Genomic DNA, 15,456 nt, shown 5'->3' with positions numbered 1-15,456 from the left:
AGCGTCCCCCGCCGTCGTCTCAAGCCGGAAGCGCCGCTTCGATGGCCTTGACGACCGTCTCGTCTTCGGGCTCGGTGCGCGGCCGGAACCGCGCCAGGACCTCGCCGTCGGCGCCGATCAGGAACTTCTCGAAGTTCCACTGGACGTCGCCCGCGGCGCCCTCGGCGTCGGCGGTCTCGGTCAGCTCGGCGTAGAGGGGGTGCCGGCCTTCGCCGTTGACGTCGATCTTCTCGAACAGCGGGAACGTGACGCCGTAGGTCGTCGAGCAGAACGTCTGGATCTCCTCCGCGCTGCCCGGTTCTTGCCCGGCGAACTGGTTGCACGGAAATCCGACGACGGAGAAGCCCTGCCCGCCGAAGCGTTCCTGAAGCCGCTCGAGACCGGAGTACTGCGGGGTCAGGCCGCACTTCGACGCGACGTTGACCACCAGCAGCGCCTTCCCGGCGAACTCGCCGAGCGAGCTGTCCCGCCCGTCGAGGGTCTTGAGCGGAATTTCGTGGATGCCCATCCGGTGAGTCCCTTTCAGTTGTGCTTCAGCGCCCGGGCGTCGAGGTGCCCGAACGGTCCGTCGTCGGCGCGGTAGGCCGCGGCGAGCTCCGCGGCCCGCGCGCGATCGCCGCGGCGCAGCAGGCCGGCGAGCGCGTCGAAGCGCTTGGTGTGGACCGCGGCGCGCCGCCGTGCGTAGTCCGCGGCCGAGTCCTTGGTGACCATGAACGCCCAGTCGCTTTCCAGCGCCAGCATCGCTTCGGCGACGGCCTGGTCGGCGACGGTGTCCCGCGCCGTGGTGTCCAATCCGGCGACCAGGCCGAGCAGCCGCTCCTGCAACGCGGAGTTGGCGGCGACCATGTCCTTGACCTGCGCGCCGTCCCAGACGCGCCAGTCCTTGCCCGATCCCCACGACGAGGAAGGCAGGTCGATCGACGCACCGACGTGGCCGGCCTCCATCGCGCCCTCCAGCGTCGTCACCCGCACCCCGGCATCCGGGAGCGCGCGCAGCACGCCTTCCAGCCACGCCGGTCCTTCGTGCCACCAGTGCCCGAACAGCTCCGTGTCGTACGCGGCGACCACGAGTGCTTCGCGCCCGTGTTGCTGCTTCAACGACCGCAGCCGCGTCACGACGGTCTCGACGAAGTCCTTGACGTGCTGGCCCAGCACGTCCGCCGCCAGCGCCGGGTCGTACGGCGCCTTGTCCGGCGGCTCGACCGTCTTCCCGGTGACCCGCGACGCCTTGAGGCCGACCTCGTGCTGCCAGGTGTGGAAGTCGCGGTAGGCGGCGTGGCCGGGGTAGCCGGCCTTCGGTGACCAGACGCGGTAGGTGACCTCGAGGTCCCGGCCGAACGCGAGGACGTCGGTGCCGCCGACCGGCCGCGCCGCCCAGGTCTCGCCCCGCAGCGACGGCCCGTCGACCATGAACCGCCGCACGCCCGCGGCCGCGTAGTCGTTTTCCATACCAGGCGCGTAACCGCACTCGGGCGCCCAAATCCCCTCGGGCCGCGTTCCGAGCCGCAGCGCCGTGTCGGCGAGACCGGCGTTCAGCGCGAACTCCCGCACCCGCGGGTCCAGCAGCGGCTGGAACGGGTGCGCCAAGGGCCCGCCGAGCAGCTCGATCGTCGAATTGTCGACCAGGGACCGCAGGACGGGGGAGAAGCCGTGCCGCCAGCGCGTGCCGAGTTCTTCGGCCGCGCGGACCGCGGTCCGGTGCTCGGCGGCGGCGAGCTCGCGCAGCAGCGGGTCGCCGCGCCACAGCGTCGACGCGTGCTGGGCGCGCAGCTGCCAGTGGCCGAGCCAGTCGTGGAACGCGCGGATGCTGTACGGGTCGTCGAGCTGCGCGGCGAGCACCGGCGTCACGCCCAGCGTCAGCACGTCGCGGCGACCCTCGTCGGCGAAGCGCTCCAGGAGCTCGACCATCGGGAAATAGGAGTGCGCCCACGCCTGGTAGAGCCATTCCTCGCCGACCGGCCAGCTCCCGTGGTGCGGCAGCCACGGCAGGTGGCTGTGCAGGACGAGGCAGAAGGTGCCCTCGCTCATCGGCGCACCGCCACGGCGATGAGGTCGAGGCTCGTGTCGAGGTCGTCGCCGTGGATGTCGAAGCCGGTGGCCTCGATCGCGGCGACGTCGGCGAGCAAGGCCTCCGGCCACACCGCCTGGCCCGGCAGCTCGCCCATGACCACGTCGAGCTGGGCGTCGATGATCGAGCCGCCGTACTGCTCGTCGAGCGCGCGCACGGCCTCGCCGTGGTGCAGCCCGTGCAGCGATTCGATCTCGAAGCCGGCGTCGGTGAGCAGCTCGGCCAGTTCGGACGGCGCCAGCTCGCGGGTGTGATACGGGTTCAGCGGCGTGTCGCTGTCCGGCGTGAAGGTCAGCCGGTTCGGCGTCGTGACCAGCAGTTTGCCGTTCGGCGACAACACCCGCCGGCACTCGGCGAGGAACCCGGCCTGGTCCCACAGGTGCTCGATGACCTGAAAGTTCGCCACGACGTCGACGGCGCCGTCCCGCAGCGGCAGGAACGCCAGGTTCGCCCGCGCGACGGCGACCTCGGGGTAGCGGCGGGCGACGTGCTCGGTGGTCGGGACGTCGTAGTCGAGCGCGAGCACCCGGCGGGCTGTCGTCGCGAGGAGGCTCGCGCCGTAGCCCTCGCCGCAGCCGGCTTCGAGCACCGTCGCGTCCGCGCAGTGGGGGAGCAGGGCGGCGTACGCAGCTTCGTGGCGACGGAACCAGTAATTCTCCTCGGCGATGCCGGGGACGGTCCGTTCGCCGGTCAGGTGCAGCGCCTCGGCCCGGGTGGCTGGGGTGGTCACCTCCGCGACCCTAGCGGTGTCACGTCCGGGACCGCCGTCTCGTTCCGTCGTCATGCAACGAACCATCACCCGCCTTCTGCTCGTCTTCTTCGGCCTGGTCGAGGCTGTGGTCGGAATCTGGCCACTGGTGTCGCCGACCGGCTTCTACCAGGACTTTCCCGGATTTCGCACGGGGTGGGTCGCCATGGACGGGCCCTTCAACGAGCACCTCCTGCGCGACTTCGGCGGCCTCAACCTGACGCTCGCCGCACTGCTGGTCGGAGCCGCCGTGATCGGTACCACAGCCTTGGCGCGGCTCGCCGGTGTGGCGGGGCTGCTGTTCGGCCTGCCGCACTTCCTCTACCACCTCGGCCACGTGTCGCACTTCGAGCAGATCGACCAGGTGCTGATCATCGCGGCGACCGGGCTGGGGGTCGTGATCCCGCTCGCGGTGCTGGCGATGCCGGGGCGGCGGGTCAGCCCACCGGCGACACCGTGATGCCGAGCGCGCCGGGGCCGAGGTGCGCGCCGATGACCGTGCTCGCTTCGACGACCATGCTTTCGACCATCGCCGGCACCCGGCGCTCGATCTGCCTGCCGATCTCCAGTTCGTGGTCGCTGGCGCCGAAGCGGGTCACGGCGATGTCGGCGCGGAAACCGCCGGACTTCTTCACCGCGAGGTCGACCATCTTGGCCAGCGCCCGCCGCGTGCCGGGGATGCGGGCCAGCGGCGCCACCTCGCCGTCCTTGACCGTGAGCAGCGGCTTGATCGAGAAGGCGCTGCCGAGCATGGCCTGCGCGGCGCCGATCCGGCCGCCGCGGCGCAGGTACTCGAGCGTGTCGACGTAGATGAACTCGGTGCTCGTGGTGCACCGCCGTTCGGCGGCTTCGATGACGCGGTCGGCGTCAGCGCCGGCCGCCGCTACCCGGGCGGCGGACACGGCGGCGAAGCCGAGGCTCATGCCGGTGGTCCGGCTGTCCAGGACGTGCACCGGGATGCGGACCTGCTGGGCGGCCTCCCGGGCCGCGCGAACGGTGTCGGACATGCGGCCGGAGATGTGGATGCTGACGATGGCGGTCGCGCCCGAGGCGGCCGCTTCCTGGTAACTCCAGAAGAACGCCCCCGGATCCGGGGGCGCTGTGGTGATCATCTGCCCGGCTCTCATGGCGTCGATCACCTCGCCGCGGTCGAAGCGGTTTTCGTCGTCGTAATGGCTTCCCAGGCTCAGCTGGATCTGGACGACCCCGATGGCCCAGCGGGAGGCGACGAGGTCGGGGAGGCAGGAGCTCGAGTCGGTGATGACGGCGATGCGCGCGGGCATGGTGGGGGAGATTAATGCCTGGCACCCACTGCGAGTAGGCCGTAGTTGGGCCGATTGGACGAACGGCCGTTCGGGCGGGGTAACCGGTCGACTACCGGGACGATCGTCCCACTAGATTGCGCATCCAGGTGAATGGCGTCACCTCGACGGGTCCTGCGCGCCGATTGGCCCTAATCTACCGGCCAGTAGAGCACTGACCCGTGGTCGCCCGCGGGCCACGAACCGGGAGGTCGAAGCAGACCCATGACCAACATCGTCGTCCTGGTCAAGCAGGTACCGGACACCTACTCGGAGCGGAAGCTCAACGGGTCCGACCACACCCTTGACCGCGAATCCGCCGACGCCGTGCTCGACGAGATCAACGAGAAGGCCGTCGAAGAAGCGCTGAAGATCAAGGAAGCCGGCGAGGGCGAGGTCACCGTGATCTCGGTGGGCCCGGACCGCGCGACCGACGCCATCCGCAAGGCGCTGTCCATGGGCGCCGACAAGGCCATCCACGTCTCCGACGAGGCGCTGCACGGCTCCGACGCGATCGCCACCGCGAAGGTGATCGCCGCCGCGATCGCCAAGGTCGAGGGCTTCGACCTGGTCATCGCCGGCAACGAGTCCTCCGACGGCCGCGGTGGCGCCGTCCCGGCGATCCTCGCCGAGCTGCTCGGCCTGCCGCAGGTCACCTACGTGCGCGAGCTGACCGTCGAGGGCACCACGATCAAGGCCACCCGCGAGACCGAGGACGGCCTCACCCGCCTCGAGGCGAGCCTGCCCGCGATCGTGAGCGTCGGCGAGAAGATCAACGAGCCGCGCTACCCGTCCTTCAAGGGCATCATGGCCGCGAAGAAGAAGCCGGTCGAGACGTTCACCATCGCCGACCTGGGCGTCGACGCGGGCGAGGTCGGTCTCGCCAACGCGTGGTCCACGGTGACCGAGTCCGCGCCGAAGCCGCCGCGCACCGCCGGCGAGAAGGTCGAGGACGAGGGCGACGGCGGCACCAAGGTCGCCGAGTACCTGGTCGGCCAGAAGCTCATCTGACAACGGCTCTTCGAGGAGGAAGTAGAACAATGGCTGAAGTACTCGTCCTCGTCGACCACGTCGACGGTGAGGTCAAGAAGGTCACGCTCGAGCTGCTGACCGCCGCCCGCGCGCTCGGTGAGCCGTCGGCCGTCGTCGTTGGCCCGACCGGCACCGCCGCCAAGGCGAAGCAGGCGCTGGCGTCGCACGGCGCCGCCAAGGTGTATGTCGCGGAAGGCGACGACGCCGCGAACTACCTGGTCACGCCCAAGGTCGACGTGCTCGCCGCGCTCGCGCAGCAGGCGTCCCCGGCTGCCGTGCTCGTCACCGCCAGCGGTGAGGGCAAGGAGGTCGCCGCCCGCCTGGCCGTGCGCCTGGGCTCCGGCCTCATCTACGACGCCGTGGGCGTCAACGGCGACGGCGTCATCGACCAGTCCATCTTCGGTGGCGCGTTCTCGGTGAAGTCCAAGTCCGCGAAGGGCGCGCCGGTCGTCTCCATCCGCCCGGGCGCGGTCGAGGCGGAGCCCGCCGAGGGCGCGGCGGCCGAGGAGACCGTCGAGGTCCCCGCCGTCGACGCGGCGAAGGCCACCAAGATCACCGGCGTCGAGCCGGTGACCGGCGGTGACCGCCCCGAGCTGACCGAGGCCTCGATCGTGGTCTCCGGTGGCCGCGGTGTCGGTTCGGCGGAGAAGTTCGACGTCGTCGAGAAGCTGGCCGACTCGCTCGGCGCGGCTGTCGGTGCGTCGCGTGCCGCTGTCGACTCCGGCTACTACCCGGCGCAGTTCCAGGTGGGCCAGACCGGCAAGACGGTCTCGCCGCAGCTGTACATCGCGCTCGGCATCTCCGGCGCGATCCAGCACCGCGCCGGCATGCAGACGTCGAAGACGATCATCGCCGTCAACAAGGACGCGGAAGCGCCGATCTTCGAGATCGCCGACTTCGGCATCGTCGGCGACCTGTTCAACGTCGCGCCGCAGCTGACCGAAGCGGTCGAAAAGCGCAAGGGCTGATTCCAGCCTCCTCGAAGGGCCTCCCGGCACGTCCCGGGAGGCCTTTCGTGCATTCCGGGGACCTGAGAGAAGCCTGAGAACCCGCCATTAACTGAACGTGCACTGATCGGTCATCGGATGGCACTCTCCGCGGCTTCCTCCGCGCAGGTAAACCTTGACCATGACGACGTCACAGCTCCTCGTCAGCACTGATCAGGCGGGTGCCGAGCGCCCCGCCGACGCCCCTCGGTACTCACTTCTCGTCGCGCACGCGAACGACGAAGTGGTTGCGGCGCAGAAACTGCGCCACCGGGTTTTCGCCGAGGAAATGGGCGCGCGCCTCCACTCCCTGCGGCCCGGTCTCGACGTCGACGAGTTCGACGAGTTCTGCGACCACCTCGTGGTCCGCGACGACAACACCGGCGACATCGTCGGCTGCTACCGGATGCTCCCGCCGGAGCGCGCCGTCCAGGCCGGGAAGCTCTACGCCGACAGCGAGTTCGACCTGACCTCGATCGACGGCCTGCGACCGTCACTGGTCGAGACCGGCCGGTCGTGCGTGCACCCGGACCACCGCAGCGGCGCCGTCGTCAGCCTGGTCTGGGCCGGGATCGCCCGCTACATGCTGCTTTCCGGCCACCGCTACCTCGCCGGTTGCGCGTCCGTCCCGCTGGTGGACGACGGCTCCTTCGCCGCCGGCGTGTGGGACGTCCTGCGCGCCAAGCACTACTCCGACGAGACCACCCGCGTCACCCCGTTGATCCCCTGGGACGCCTCCGGCATCGAGCGCCCGGCGCGGGCCACGTTGCCGCCGCTGATCAAGGGCTACGTCCGGCTCGGCGCCAAGGTCCACGGGCCGCCCGCGCTCGACGCCGACTTCGGCGTCGCGGACTTCTTCGTGGTGCTGGACCTGCAGAACGTCGACGAGCGCTACCTGAAGTACTTCCTCGGGGACCAGGCATGAGCCACGCCTGGATGCCGTCCTCGCCGTGCGGCGACGGCTGCCTCACCGCCGACGACCCGGTCGTCGGCTTCCCGCGCCGGATCCTGCGCTTCGCGGCGGCGATCTCCGTCGTTTTCGCGGCCGTGCTGTCTGCGCCGTTGCTGCTGGTGGCCCCGGGCCGCGAGCGCCTGCTCCGGCTGATCTTCCTCGGCGTGCTGCGGGCCTTCGGCGTCCGGCTGGACATCCGGGGCGGCGCCGACTTCCTGACCGCGCCCGCCGGCCGTGGCGCGCTGGTGGTCAACAACCACATCTCGTGGCTCGACATCGTCGCGATCAACGCGCTGCGGCCGATGCGCGCGCTGGCCAAGAAGGAGATCGCGGGCTGGCCGGTGCTCGGCGGCCTGGTCCGCCGCGGCGGCAGCATCTTCCTCGACCGCGAGCGGCTGACGTCGCTGCCGGCCACGATGGCGTCGCTGGCCGACGCGCTCAGGTCCGGGTCGCTGGTGAGCGTCACCCCGGAAGGCACGACGTGGTGCGGCCTGGCCTCGGGCCGCTTCACGACGGCGACGTTCCAGGCGGCCATCGACGGCGGCGTCCCGGTGCGCCCGATCGCGCTGCGGTACCGCCTCGCCGACGGCCGCGAGACGAGCCGCCCGGCGTTCATCGGCCCGGAGTCGCTGATCGCATCCCTGCGCCGGGTCGCGGCCCTGCGCGGCCTGGTGCTCGAGGTCCACGTCTGCCCGGAAATCGCCCCGGGCCGCGCGGAGACCCGCCGCGAACTGGCCGCCCTCGCCGAGGCCGCGGTCCATTCCGCGCTGGGCACAGTGCAGATCCCGGCCCAGCCGCGGCGCCGGACCCCGCGCCGCCAGGCGGCGCCACTGGCTTCGCCTCCCGCGAAGTGATCCGGGCCCTGTCGCCGCGATCCGGCGGCAGGCCCAGGTTCGGGACTTGCCACCGCCACCCGGTGGCAGGTCCCGTCCGGGTTCGTTCAGCCGACGGCGATCGTCAGTTTTCCGCCGGGGTGCCCGCCCTCGCTCTCGACCTGCGCCGCGGCCGCCTCGGCGAGCGGGTAGCTCCGGCCCTGCGCGATGCCGATCCCGCGGTCGGTCACCCAGCCGGCGATCTCGTCGAGAACCTCACGGGTCTGCTCGCCCCCGCTGGAGAACGGGATCCCCAGCTCGAACGCGGCCGCATCGGCGATGGTGATGATCCGGTCCTTGCTGCCCCGCAGCTCGACGGAACCGGGCAGCACCCCGTGCCCGGCGGCGTCGAACACGGCGTCCACCGGCCCGGACGTGGCCTCGCGGACCCGCTCGACCCAGCCGTCGCCGTAGCGCACGGGAACGACGCCCAGCGACTTCAGGTCTTCGAGGCTCCGGCTTCCCCCGGTCCCGACGACGGTCACACCCCGCGCGACGGCGACCTGAGCGGCGAACCGCCCGACCGTGCCGCTGGCCCCGTGGAGCAGCAGCGTCTCGCCCTCGCGGACACCGAGCAGCCCGAGGACGCGAAGCGCGGTCTCGCCGGCGACCGGCAGCGCGGCGGCGTCTGCCCACGAGAGGCTCGCGGGCTTCGGCGTGATCGTCTTCGCCAGCGCGTACTCGGCGTAGGCACCGGTTTCCGACCAGCCGAACACCTCGTCGCCCACAGCGAAGTCCGCGTCGTCGCCGACGGCGTCGACGACCCCGGCGACCTCGAGACCGGGGATGTGGGGGAAGGGGACCTGGAAGTTCTGCTGCATGGCGCCGTTGCGGATCTTCCAGTCGATCGGGTTGACCCCGGCGGCCCGCACGGCCAGCCGCACTTGTCCCGGGCCCGGTTCCGGCGCCGGAACGTCGGACAGCTGCAGGACTTCCGGCCCGCCGTATGCCGAGAAGATGATCGCTCGCATGGTGGTTTCGCTCCTCGATTCGTGACCTTCGGCTTCGAATGTCCTCTCCGGGAAGTCAACTCGCCCGGCGGAGCCGCCGAACCGTCCGGACGAGCAGTGTTCACTAGCCGGACGAGCAGGTCGCCGGACCGCGGACGCGCCTACCTTGGACCCCATGGACGCTTCCTGGTCGGATCCGCGGCACGTGCTGGACGTCGTCGAGCGGCTGCTGTCGGCACCGCGGCCCCAGTTCCTCGGGCGGATCTCCGCCGAGCTGGGAAAGCTGATCCCACACCGCGCGGCCGCGATGCAGACGGGCGACTGCCCCCGCAGCCCGCTCAAGGCCATCGGCGACGAAGCGATCACCCAAGCCGTGACGAGCGTCGAGCTGCAGCGCCTGGTCGACCGCAGCGAGCCGGGCAAAGCCCTGGTGCTCGACGGCGTGCTCGGCGGCGTCGAGCGCCGTCTCGTCCTGCTCGCCTCGACACCGGCAGTCGGCCAAGGCGCCGTGCTCGCGGTGGTGCCGGACGCCGGGGAACTGCCGTCTGCGGAACTGGAGCTGGCGGCCCAGCTGTGGCACATCGTCAGCACCGACGCAGGCCAGCGTGCGACCGATCCGGGCCCGGACGTCCTGGCCAGCAGCCTCGCTGCGGCCTCCGCACGGGCCCAGGCGATCACCGACCTCGGTCAGACGCAGGCGGCGACCTTGGTCACGCTCCTGGCGGTGCTCCGCTCCGGCCGGCTCTCCGACACCGTTGCCCGCCGCACCGCGGTCGACCTCGCCGCCAACGCGCTGCTCGAGCTCAAAGGCGTCGTCGACCGCGACCAAGTCCTGTCCGCAGAGCAGGCGGAGGCGGCGTTCGCGGTCCTCAAGACTCAGCTCGCCGACCTGGTCCGGCACACGGAGGTCGACGTCGACCTGCCCGACCCGATCGGCGACGCGTCCCTCCCCCAGGACATCGCCCACACGGCCCGCACCCTGACCCGCGGCCTGGTGCTCGCCGCCCTGGACCGTCCCGAGACCACGCGCTTGCGGGCGTCCTGGCGCGTGGACGGCTCGGAGCTGCGGATCACGGTCCGCGACGATTGCCCCGAAATCGCCGACGCAGTCCCGCCACGGGGTATGACCGAGCGGCTCACGGCTCTCGGGGGCCACTGGGAGGTCGACGCGGTACCCGGCTGGGGCACGACAGTCACCGCCGTCCTCTCGCTCGGCGTGGCGGAACCGCCGGAGCTGCGCCCGCTCGACCGGCTCAACCCGCGCGAACTGGAGGTGCTGGCGGGCATCTCCCAAGGCCTGCGCAACCGGCAGATCGCCGAGCAACTGCAGCTCAGCGAGCACACGGTGAAGTTCCACGTCCGCAACCTCCTCGACAAGCTGGACGTGAGTTCCCGCGGCGAGGCGGCCGCGCTGGCCCGCGACCTGCCGCTGGAACCGGTGACGCATCGCTCCGCCTGAATCGCCTTGACCTCCACTGGGCTGGAGGTTGCACGCTGCTGATCATGGCCTCGACGATCGACTCCGCACCCCGTCGCCGAAGTGTGCTCTGGAGTGCGGAACACCGCCTGACCACGATCGCGCTGCTGCTCGTGGTCACCTTGGTCGCGTTCGAGAGCATGGGCGTGGCCACGGCGATGCCCACCCTCGTTGCCGACCTCCACGGGTTGTCGCTCTACTCGTGGCCTTTCACGATCTTCCTGATCTCCAGCGTGGTCGCGACAGTGCTTTCGGGCCGGATCGGCGACCGCCGCGGTCCGGCGCCGGCGCTGCTGGCTGGCCCCTTGCTGTTCGCGATCGGCCTCGTCGTCGCGGGAACGGCGAGCGGAATGCCGATGCTCCTCCTCGGCCGCGCGCTGCAGGGCTTCGGCTCGGGACTGCTCTTGGTCTCGGTCTCGCTGTTGATCGCGCTGACGTTCACCGACCACGAACGTCCGGTGATCTACGCCGCGAACGCTGCGGCCTGGGTCCTGCCGGCGGTCATCGGGCCTTCGGTGGCCGGAGTCGTGACGGTCAGCGTCGGCTGGAGGTGGGTCTTCCTGGGCTTGGTCCCGCTCGTGGCCGTCGGGGTGCTGATGCTGTTGGTGGTCGTCCGGCGCTTGCCTGCGCACGCAGCCGCCACCGGCGGCCGACAGGCGAGCGTGTCCCGGGCGATCATCGCCGCGCTCGGCGTCGCAGCGTTGACGTGGGCTGCCCAGCACCAGTCACTCGTTGCGCTCGGCTACGGCACGGTCGGGCTCATCGCGCTGGGCTACGCACTCCGGACGCTGCTGCCGGCCGGGACGCTGACTTCCCGCCCGGGCCTGCCGACCGTCGTCGCCTCCCGGGCCCTGATCGCCGGCGCGTACGCAGGAATGGAGGCGTATCTCCCGCTGACGATGAGCGCGGTCCACGGTTACAGCCCCGCCCTCGCCGGCCTGCCGCTGACGATCACGGCGTTGGGCTGGTCCGCGGCCTCGGCGGCGCAAGGCCGGTACCTCGGCTGGTCGAGGGAGGCGTCGCTGCGCACCGGCTTCTGGCTGGTCGCGGCGGGCCTGGTCGGCTTCGGCCTGGTCTCGCAGCCGTGGTTCCCCGGCTGGGTGGCGTTCGTGGCCTGCGCGATCGGCGGCGCCGGCATGGGGATCGCGATGCCCGCCATCTCCGTCCTCTTGCTCCGCTACTCACCCGAAGGTGAGCGCGGTTTCAACACCTCGGCGATGCAGCTGGCGGACTGGGTCGGCTCCGCGCTGCTCATCGGCCTGGGTGGCGTCCTGCTCAGCGTGGCCGGCTCGGTTCTCGACCCGTCTCCGGCAATGGCCCTGCTCACAGTGGCCTTGGTCGCGCTCGCGATGGTGGGCGTCCGATTGACCGGCCGGTGGCCGTCGAAGGTGTGACAGCCCACTTCGAGAGCCAGGGCGGGCTCCGTCACGCGCTGGAGCGGACTACCCTGAAATAGCGATGACCTATCTCGACCACGCGGCGACCACTCCGATGTTGCCCGAAGCCATAGCGGCGATGACCGAGGCGCTGTCCACCGTGGGCAACGCCTCGGCGCTGCACTCTTCGGGCCGCCGGGCTCGCCGGATGGTCGAGGAAGCTCGCGAAACCATCGCCGACGCGCTGGGCGCCCGTCCCTCCGAGGTGATCTTCACCGGCGGCGGCACCGAGAGCGACAACCTCGCGATCAAGGGCATCTACTGGGCCCGCCGCGACGAGCAGGAGCAGCGTCGTCGCATCCTATGCGGTGCCGCGGAGCATCACGCCGTGCTGGACACCGTCGAATGGCTCGAAGCCCACAGCGGCGCCGAGGTCGTTCTGCTCGACGTCGACAGCCAGGGGCGGGTCTCGCCCGACGTCCTCCGTGCAGCCATCGCCGCGGAACCCGAGACCGTCGCGTTGGCCACCGTGATGTGGGCGAACAACGAGGTCGGCACGATCAACCCGATCGCCGAGCTGGCGGCAGTGTGCGCGGAATTCGACATCCCGTTCCACACCGACGCCGTTCAGGCTGTCGGCGCCGCTCCGGTCGACTTCGCGGCCAGTGGCGCGGCCGCGCTCACTCTGACCGGCCACAAGCTCGGAGGCCCGTTCGGAGTGGGAGCACTCCTGCTCAGACGCGACGTCCCTTGTGCGCCCTTGCTGCACGGCGGAGGCCAAGAGCGCAATGTCCGCTCCGGCACCCTGGACGTCCCGGCGATCGTGGGGTTCGCGGCTGCCGTCCGGATCAGCGTCGCCACCCGAGCCGAGTACGCGAAGCGTGTCGAGGAACTCCGCGATGGGCTCGTCGAGGCCATCCGGCGCGAGGTGCCCGACGCCGTCCTCAACGGTGGCGATGGCGAGAGACTGCCCAGCCACGCACACTTCACCTTCCCCGGCTGCGCCGGCGACAGCCTGCTGATGTTGCTCGACGCCAGGGGCATCGAATGTTCGACGGGCTCTGCGTGCACGGCAGGCGTCGCCCAGCCGAGCCACGTACTGCTCGCCATGGGAGCCGACCCGGCGGCGGCCCGTGGTTCCCTCCGGTTTTCCCTCGGCCACACGTCCACCGCCGCCGACGTCGAGGCGGTGGCTGCGGAGATCGGTGGTGTCGTCATGCGCGCCCGGCAGGCGGGCCTCGCCGGAATGCGCAAGCAGATTCAGAAGCAAGAGGTGTAAGGCAATGCGGGTTTTGGCCGCGATGAGCGGAGGAGTGGACTCGGCGGTCGCCGCGGCGCGCGCGGTCGACGCCGGGCACGACGTCGTCGGCGTGCACCTGGCCCTGTCGGCGAAACCGGGAACTCTGCGTACCGGCTCACGCGGGTGTTGCACGATCGAGGATTCGCACGACGCCCGGCGGGCCGCCGACATCCTTGGGATCCCCTTCTACATCTGGGATTTCGCGGAGCGCTTCACCGAAGAGGTCGTTGAAACCTTTGTCGGCGAATACGCCGCTGGACGTACCCCCAATCCGTGTGTCACCTGCAACGAGAAGATTAAGTTCGAAGCGCTCCTCGAAAAGGCGATGGCGCTGGGATTCGACGCGGTCGCCACAGGCCACTACGCGCGCCTCTCGGTGGTCGACGGTGTGCCCGAGTTGCGTCGTAGTGCGGACAGCGGCAAGGACCAGTCGTACGTGCTCGCCTCGCTGACACCGGAACAGCTCAGCCACGCCATGTTCCCCCTCGGTGGCTCCTGGAAGACCGAGGTGCGAGCCGAGGCGGAGCGACGAGGCCTGTCCGTCGCCAACAAGCCGGACAGCCACGACATCTGCTTCATCCCGGACGGCGACACCAAGAAGTTCCTGGAGAACCGGCTGGGGCAGCGGCCCGGCGAGCTCGTGGACGCGGAAACGGGTGCGGTCCTCGGCCAGCACACTGGGGTGCACGGATTCACGGTCGGCCAGCGCAAGGGCCTTGGGATCGACGCTCCGGCGCCGGACGGCCGTCCTCGGTACGTCCTGTCGCTCGAACCGGTGTCGGGCTCCGTCAAGGTCGGCTCCGTGGCCGGGCTCGGCGTCAAGGTGATCGAGGCTGACCGCGCGATCTGGCCCAGTGGCCGGCCGCTGACCGAACCCACCGAATGCGTGGTCCAGGTCAGGGCCCACGGAGGCATCGTGGACGCGGTCGCCGACGTGGACGCCGACACCATGACAGTGCACCTGCGTGAGCCGCTGCGCGGAGTCGCTCCGGGCCAGGTCGTCGTGCTCTACCGCCCTGATCCCGAGGGTGGGGACGTCGTTCTCGGCAGCGCGAAGATCTCGGGCACTCGCTGATCATCGGTCCTTCCGCGGCTTCTTCCGAAGTCGGTTCGCTCGCCGGCGGCCCGAGTGCACTGACGGTGGCTTAGTCGAATGCAGTTGCCCTCCCGGTGTCGCGACGTTGACGATGCCGTCCTGTGTGACTTCGTAGTTCCAGCCAGGCTGGCTCTTCAGCTTGCCGTGCCGCGAGCAGAACGTGACCGGCTGATCCGCAACTCCTTCGGCCTCGCCCTTGGCGTGGATCGCTTCGATCCCGCAGCTCTGCGCGGGACGCGTGCATCCGGGCTGCCGGCACTCTTGGTCGCGAACCCGGATGAACTCGTCCTGCTCGAGCGGGTAGCGGGTCGGAGACAGTTCGACCGCGTGACCGGTTCGCGGGTCCGTGAGGACCCGACGCAGGGTCGTATCCGGTCCTCCGATGATGTGACGAGCCAGCGCAGCCGCCACGGGCCCGCGACCGGCCAAGGTGGCAGGTGACTGGTTGAGGCCGAGGTAGGTGGCCAGGTCGATGTGGAGGAAGACCTCGGTGCGTTCGCTCGGGCCGCCGGTGCCGCTGAGCAGCAGGTCGATGGCCACATCCGCACGCAGCTGGTCCAGCGTTCGCGGTTCGTCCGGCGTCTTCAACGCACGGGCGGCCTGATCGACGCGGGCGTAGGCAGCGGTCGCCTTCTCCGTCGGCGCGTTGTTGACCGACAGATGGGCCACGCCGGCGTCCTGGTGGTGCAGGGTGACCCGCCGCTCGAGGAGCTTTCGCTCGGTGCGCTGCGCTGCGCCCTCGGGGTCGGCCTGCGCAGCCGCATAGGCCGCGGCCCGGCGGATCTGGGTGGCGTTCCGGCCCGGAACCCGGTCCTCGAGCGTTGCGTCGACGACACGTACGTGATCTCCCGACAGCCATGCCGTCGCATCGGTGACCTTCATGGCGCGATAGAGGTCGAGCCGGCCGTCGTCCATGAGGTTGAGCATGCGGGGGAGGCGAGCGATCAGCGCGTTGGCCGCGGAGACGATGGCGCTGGCGCGGTGTTCCGTTATGGACAAGGCCAACGCGATTTCCGACGACGTGCTGGGCGCCCGTCTCCGGCGCACGCTCAGATCCGCGATCGCTCGTAGCTGCAACGCTTGCAGCTTCGAGATCTCCGCATCGGTGTCGCGGATGAGATCGATGACCTGGTCGTCTTTCATGTGCTGCAACGTGTTCGGGTCGGCGCGGACCGATCGCAGCGCGAACGGAAGCTCGGCGTCGGCGCTCTGGGAAGCGGTTGCAGTGACGAGCTCGTGGACTGGTTGTGAAGATGTCATGCATCCGACCGTAGGACGGCTCGCAAGGAAAGTCACCA

Annotated in this window: 15 protein-coding genes; 9 read left to right on the top strand and 6 right to left on the bottom strand. The window is 70.5% G+C overall.

Going from position 1 to position 15,456, the window contains the following annotated elements; all coding sequences use genetic code 11:
- Window positions 1-19 precede the first annotated feature (19 nt).
- Genes Q5425_RS02235 through Q5425_RS02225 form a run of 3 tightly spaced genes read right to left on the bottom strand, consistent with a single transcriptional unit; the run spans window position 20 to window position 2,798 of the window.
- Window positions 20-508 carry a glutathione peroxidase gene (locus Q5425_RS02235; protein WP_308670357.1) on the bottom strand — a complete coding sequence of 163 codons (489 nt, stop codon included), beginning with the start codon at window positions 506-508 and terminating at the stop codon, window positions 20-22.
- Window positions 509-522: 14 nt separating this feature from the next.
- Window positions 523-2,028: a glycoside hydrolase family 57 protein gene (locus tag Q5425_RS02230; protein ID WP_308670356.1), complete on the bottom strand. Its 1,506-nt coding sequence runs from the start codon at window positions 2,026-2,028 to the stop codon at window positions 523-525.
- Window positions 2,025-2,798, bottom strand: coding sequence for a methyltransferase domain-containing protein (locus tag Q5425_RS02225; protein WP_308670355.1), 774 nt, complete (start codon window positions 2,796-2,798; stop codon window positions 2,025-2,027). The genes Q5425_RS02230 and Q5425_RS02225 overlap by 4 nt, the downstream gene beginning before the upstream one ends.
- A 52-nt stretch (window positions 2,799-2,850) precedes the next feature.
- Here Q5425_RS02225 and Q5425_RS02220 point away from each other — a divergent pair, with 52 nt between their 5' ends.
- Window positions 2,851-3,276, top strand: a complete 426-nt coding sequence (locus Q5425_RS02220) for a hypothetical protein (protein WP_308670354.1) — start codon at window positions 2,851-2,853, stop codon at window positions 3,274-3,276.
- Here the strand turns inward: Q5425_RS02220 and Q5425_RS02215 are convergent.
- Window positions 3,254-4,099, bottom strand: a complete 846-nt coding sequence (locus Q5425_RS02215) for a DegV family protein (RefSeq protein ID WP_308670353.1) — start codon at window positions 4,097-4,099, stop codon at window positions 3,254-3,256. The two genes, Q5425_RS02220 and Q5425_RS02215, sit on opposite strands and share 23 nt — an antisense overlap.
- A 243-nt stretch (window positions 4,100-4,342) precedes the next feature.
- Here Q5425_RS02215 and Q5425_RS02210 point away from each other — a divergent pair, with 243 nt between their 5' ends.
- From Q5425_RS02210 to Q5425_RS02195, 4 genes are all read left to right on the top strand, one after another.
- Window positions 4,343-5,128 carry an electron transfer flavoprotein subunit beta/FixA family protein gene (locus Q5425_RS02210; RefSeq protein WP_308670352.1) on the top strand — a complete coding sequence of 262 codons (786 nt, stop codon included), beginning with the start codon at window positions 4,343-4,345 and terminating at the stop codon, window positions 5,126-5,128.
- 29 nt (window positions 5,129-5,157) lie between these two features.
- Window positions 5,158-6,117, top strand: a complete 960-nt coding sequence (locus Q5425_RS02205; RefSeq protein ID WP_308670351.1) for an electron transfer flavoprotein subunit alpha/FixB family protein — start codon at window positions 5,158-5,160, stop codon at window positions 6,115-6,117.
- A gap of 160 nt (window positions 6,118-6,277) precedes the next feature.
- A complete protein-coding gene (locus tag Q5425_RS02200; RefSeq protein WP_308670350.1) occupies window positions 6,278-7,060 on the top strand; it encodes a GNAT family N-acyltransferase in 783 nt (260 codons plus the stop codon).
- Complete coding sequence (locus Q5425_RS02195) at window positions 7,057-7,941, top strand: lysophospholipid acyltransferase family protein (protein WP_308670349.1); 885 nt, start codon at window positions 7,057-7,059, stop codon at window positions 7,939-7,941. Before Q5425_RS02200 ends, Q5425_RS02195 begins: the two co-directional genes overlap by 4 nt.
- 86 nt (window positions 7,942-8,027) lie before the next feature.
- Here the strand turns inward: Q5425_RS02195 and Q5425_RS02190 are convergent, their stop codons facing one another.
- Complete coding sequence (locus Q5425_RS02190) at window positions 8,028-8,930, bottom strand: NADP-dependent oxidoreductase (RefSeq protein ID WP_308670348.1); 903 nt, start codon at window positions 8,928-8,930, stop codon at window positions 8,028-8,030.
- Between the two features lie 154 nt (window positions 8,931-9,084).
- On the opposite strand from Q5425_RS02190, the gene Q5425_RS02185 reads away from it, so the two are divergent.
- From Q5425_RS02185 to mnmA, 4 genes are all read left to right on the top strand, one after another.
- Entirely contained in the window at window positions 9,085-10,368 is a 1,284-nt protein-coding gene (locus tag Q5425_RS02185) for a LuxR C-terminal-related transcriptional regulator (RefSeq protein WP_308670347.1), read from the top strand.
- A gap of 44 nt (window positions 10,369-10,412) precedes the next feature.
- Entirely contained in the window at window positions 10,413-11,780 is a 1,368-nt protein-coding gene (locus Q5425_RS02180; RefSeq protein WP_308670346.1) for an MFS transporter, read from the top strand.
- Between the two features lie 64 nt (window positions 11,781-11,844).
- Window positions 11,845-13,041, top strand: a complete 1,197-nt coding sequence (locus Q5425_RS02175; RefSeq protein ID WP_308670345.1) for a cysteine desulfurase family protein — start codon at window positions 11,845-11,847, stop codon at window positions 13,039-13,041.
- Window positions 13,042-13,045: 4 nt separating this feature from the next.
- On the top strand, window positions 13,046-14,137 hold the full coding sequence (gene mnmA, locus Q5425_RS02170; RefSeq protein WP_308670474.1) for a tRNA 2-thiouridine(34) synthase MnmA: 1,092 nt from the start codon (window positions 13,046-13,048) through the stop codon (window positions 14,135-14,137).
- On the opposite strand, the gene Q5425_RS02165 is transcribed toward mnmA, so the two are convergent.
- Window positions 14,138-15,418, bottom strand: coding sequence for a DUF222 domain-containing protein (locus Q5425_RS02165; protein WP_308670344.1), 1,281 nt, complete (start codon window positions 15,416-15,418; stop codon window positions 14,138-14,140).
- Window positions 15,419-15,456 lie beyond the last annotated feature (38 nt).

This window comes from Amycolatopsis sp. A133, from assembly GCF_031082405.1.
Taxonomy (GTDB): domain Bacteria; phylum Actinomycetota; class Actinomycetes; order Mycobacteriales; family Pseudonocardiaceae; genus Amycolatopsis.
The sequence above is the reverse complement of the archived record's forward strand: the minus strand, read 5'-3'. Positions and strand labels throughout refer to the sequence as shown.

Bases quoted from the DNA above. Each gene is read 5' to 3' on its own strand.
- Q5425_RS02220 (WP_308670354.1), top strand. From the start codon at position 2,851: ATGCAACGAACCATCACCCGCCTTCTGCTCGTCTTCTTCGGCCTGGTC.
- Q5425_RS02205 (WP_308670351.1), top strand. From the start codon at position 5,158: ATGGCTGAAGTACTCGTCCTCGTCGACCACGTCGACGGTGAGGTCAAG.
- Q5425_RS02185 (WP_308670347.1), top strand. From the start codon at position 9,085: ATGGACGCTTCCTGGTCGGATCCGCGGCACGTGCTGGACGTCGTCGAG.
- Q5425_RS02235 (WP_308670357.1), bottom strand. From the start codon at position 508: ATGGGCATCCACGAAATTCCGCTCAAGACCCTCGACGGGCGGGACAGC.
- Q5425_RS02175 (WP_308670345.1), top strand. From the start codon at position 11,845: ATGACCTATCTCGACCACGCGGCGACCACTCCGATGTTGCCCGAAGCC.
- mnmA (WP_308670474.1), top strand. From the start codon at position 13,046: ATGCGGGTTTTGGCCGCGATGAGCGGAGGAGTGGACTCGGCGGTCGCC.
- Q5425_RS02215 (WP_308670353.1), bottom strand. From the start codon at position 4,099: ATGCCCGCGCGCATCGCCGTCATCACCGACTCGAGCTCCTGCCTCCCC.
- Q5425_RS02195 (WP_308670349.1), top strand. From the start codon at position 7,057: ATGAGCCACGCCTGGATGCCGTCCTCGCCGTGCGGCGACGGCTGCCTC.
- Q5425_RS02200 (WP_308670350.1), top strand. From the start codon at position 6,278: ATGACGACGTCACAGCTCCTCGTCAGCACTGATCAGGCGGGTGCCGAG.
- Q5425_RS02230 (WP_308670356.1), bottom strand. From the start codon at position 2,028: ATGAGCGAGGGCACCTTCTGCCTCGTCCTGCACAGCCACCTGCCGTGG.
- Q5425_RS02180 (WP_308670346.1), top strand. From the start codon at position 10,413: ATGGCCTCGACGATCGACTCCGCACCCCGTCGCCGAAGTGTGCTCTGG.
- Q5425_RS02190 (WP_308670348.1), bottom strand. From the start codon at position 8,930: ATGCGAGCGATCATCTTCTCGGCATACGGCGGGCCGGAAGTCCTGCAG.
- Q5425_RS02210 (WP_308670352.1), top strand. From the start codon at position 4,343: ATGACCAACATCGTCGTCCTGGTCAAGCAGGTACCGGACACCTACTCG.
- Q5425_RS02165 (WP_308670344.1), bottom strand. From the start codon at position 15,418: ATGACATCTTCACAACCAGTCCACGAGCTCGTCACTGCAACCGCTTCC.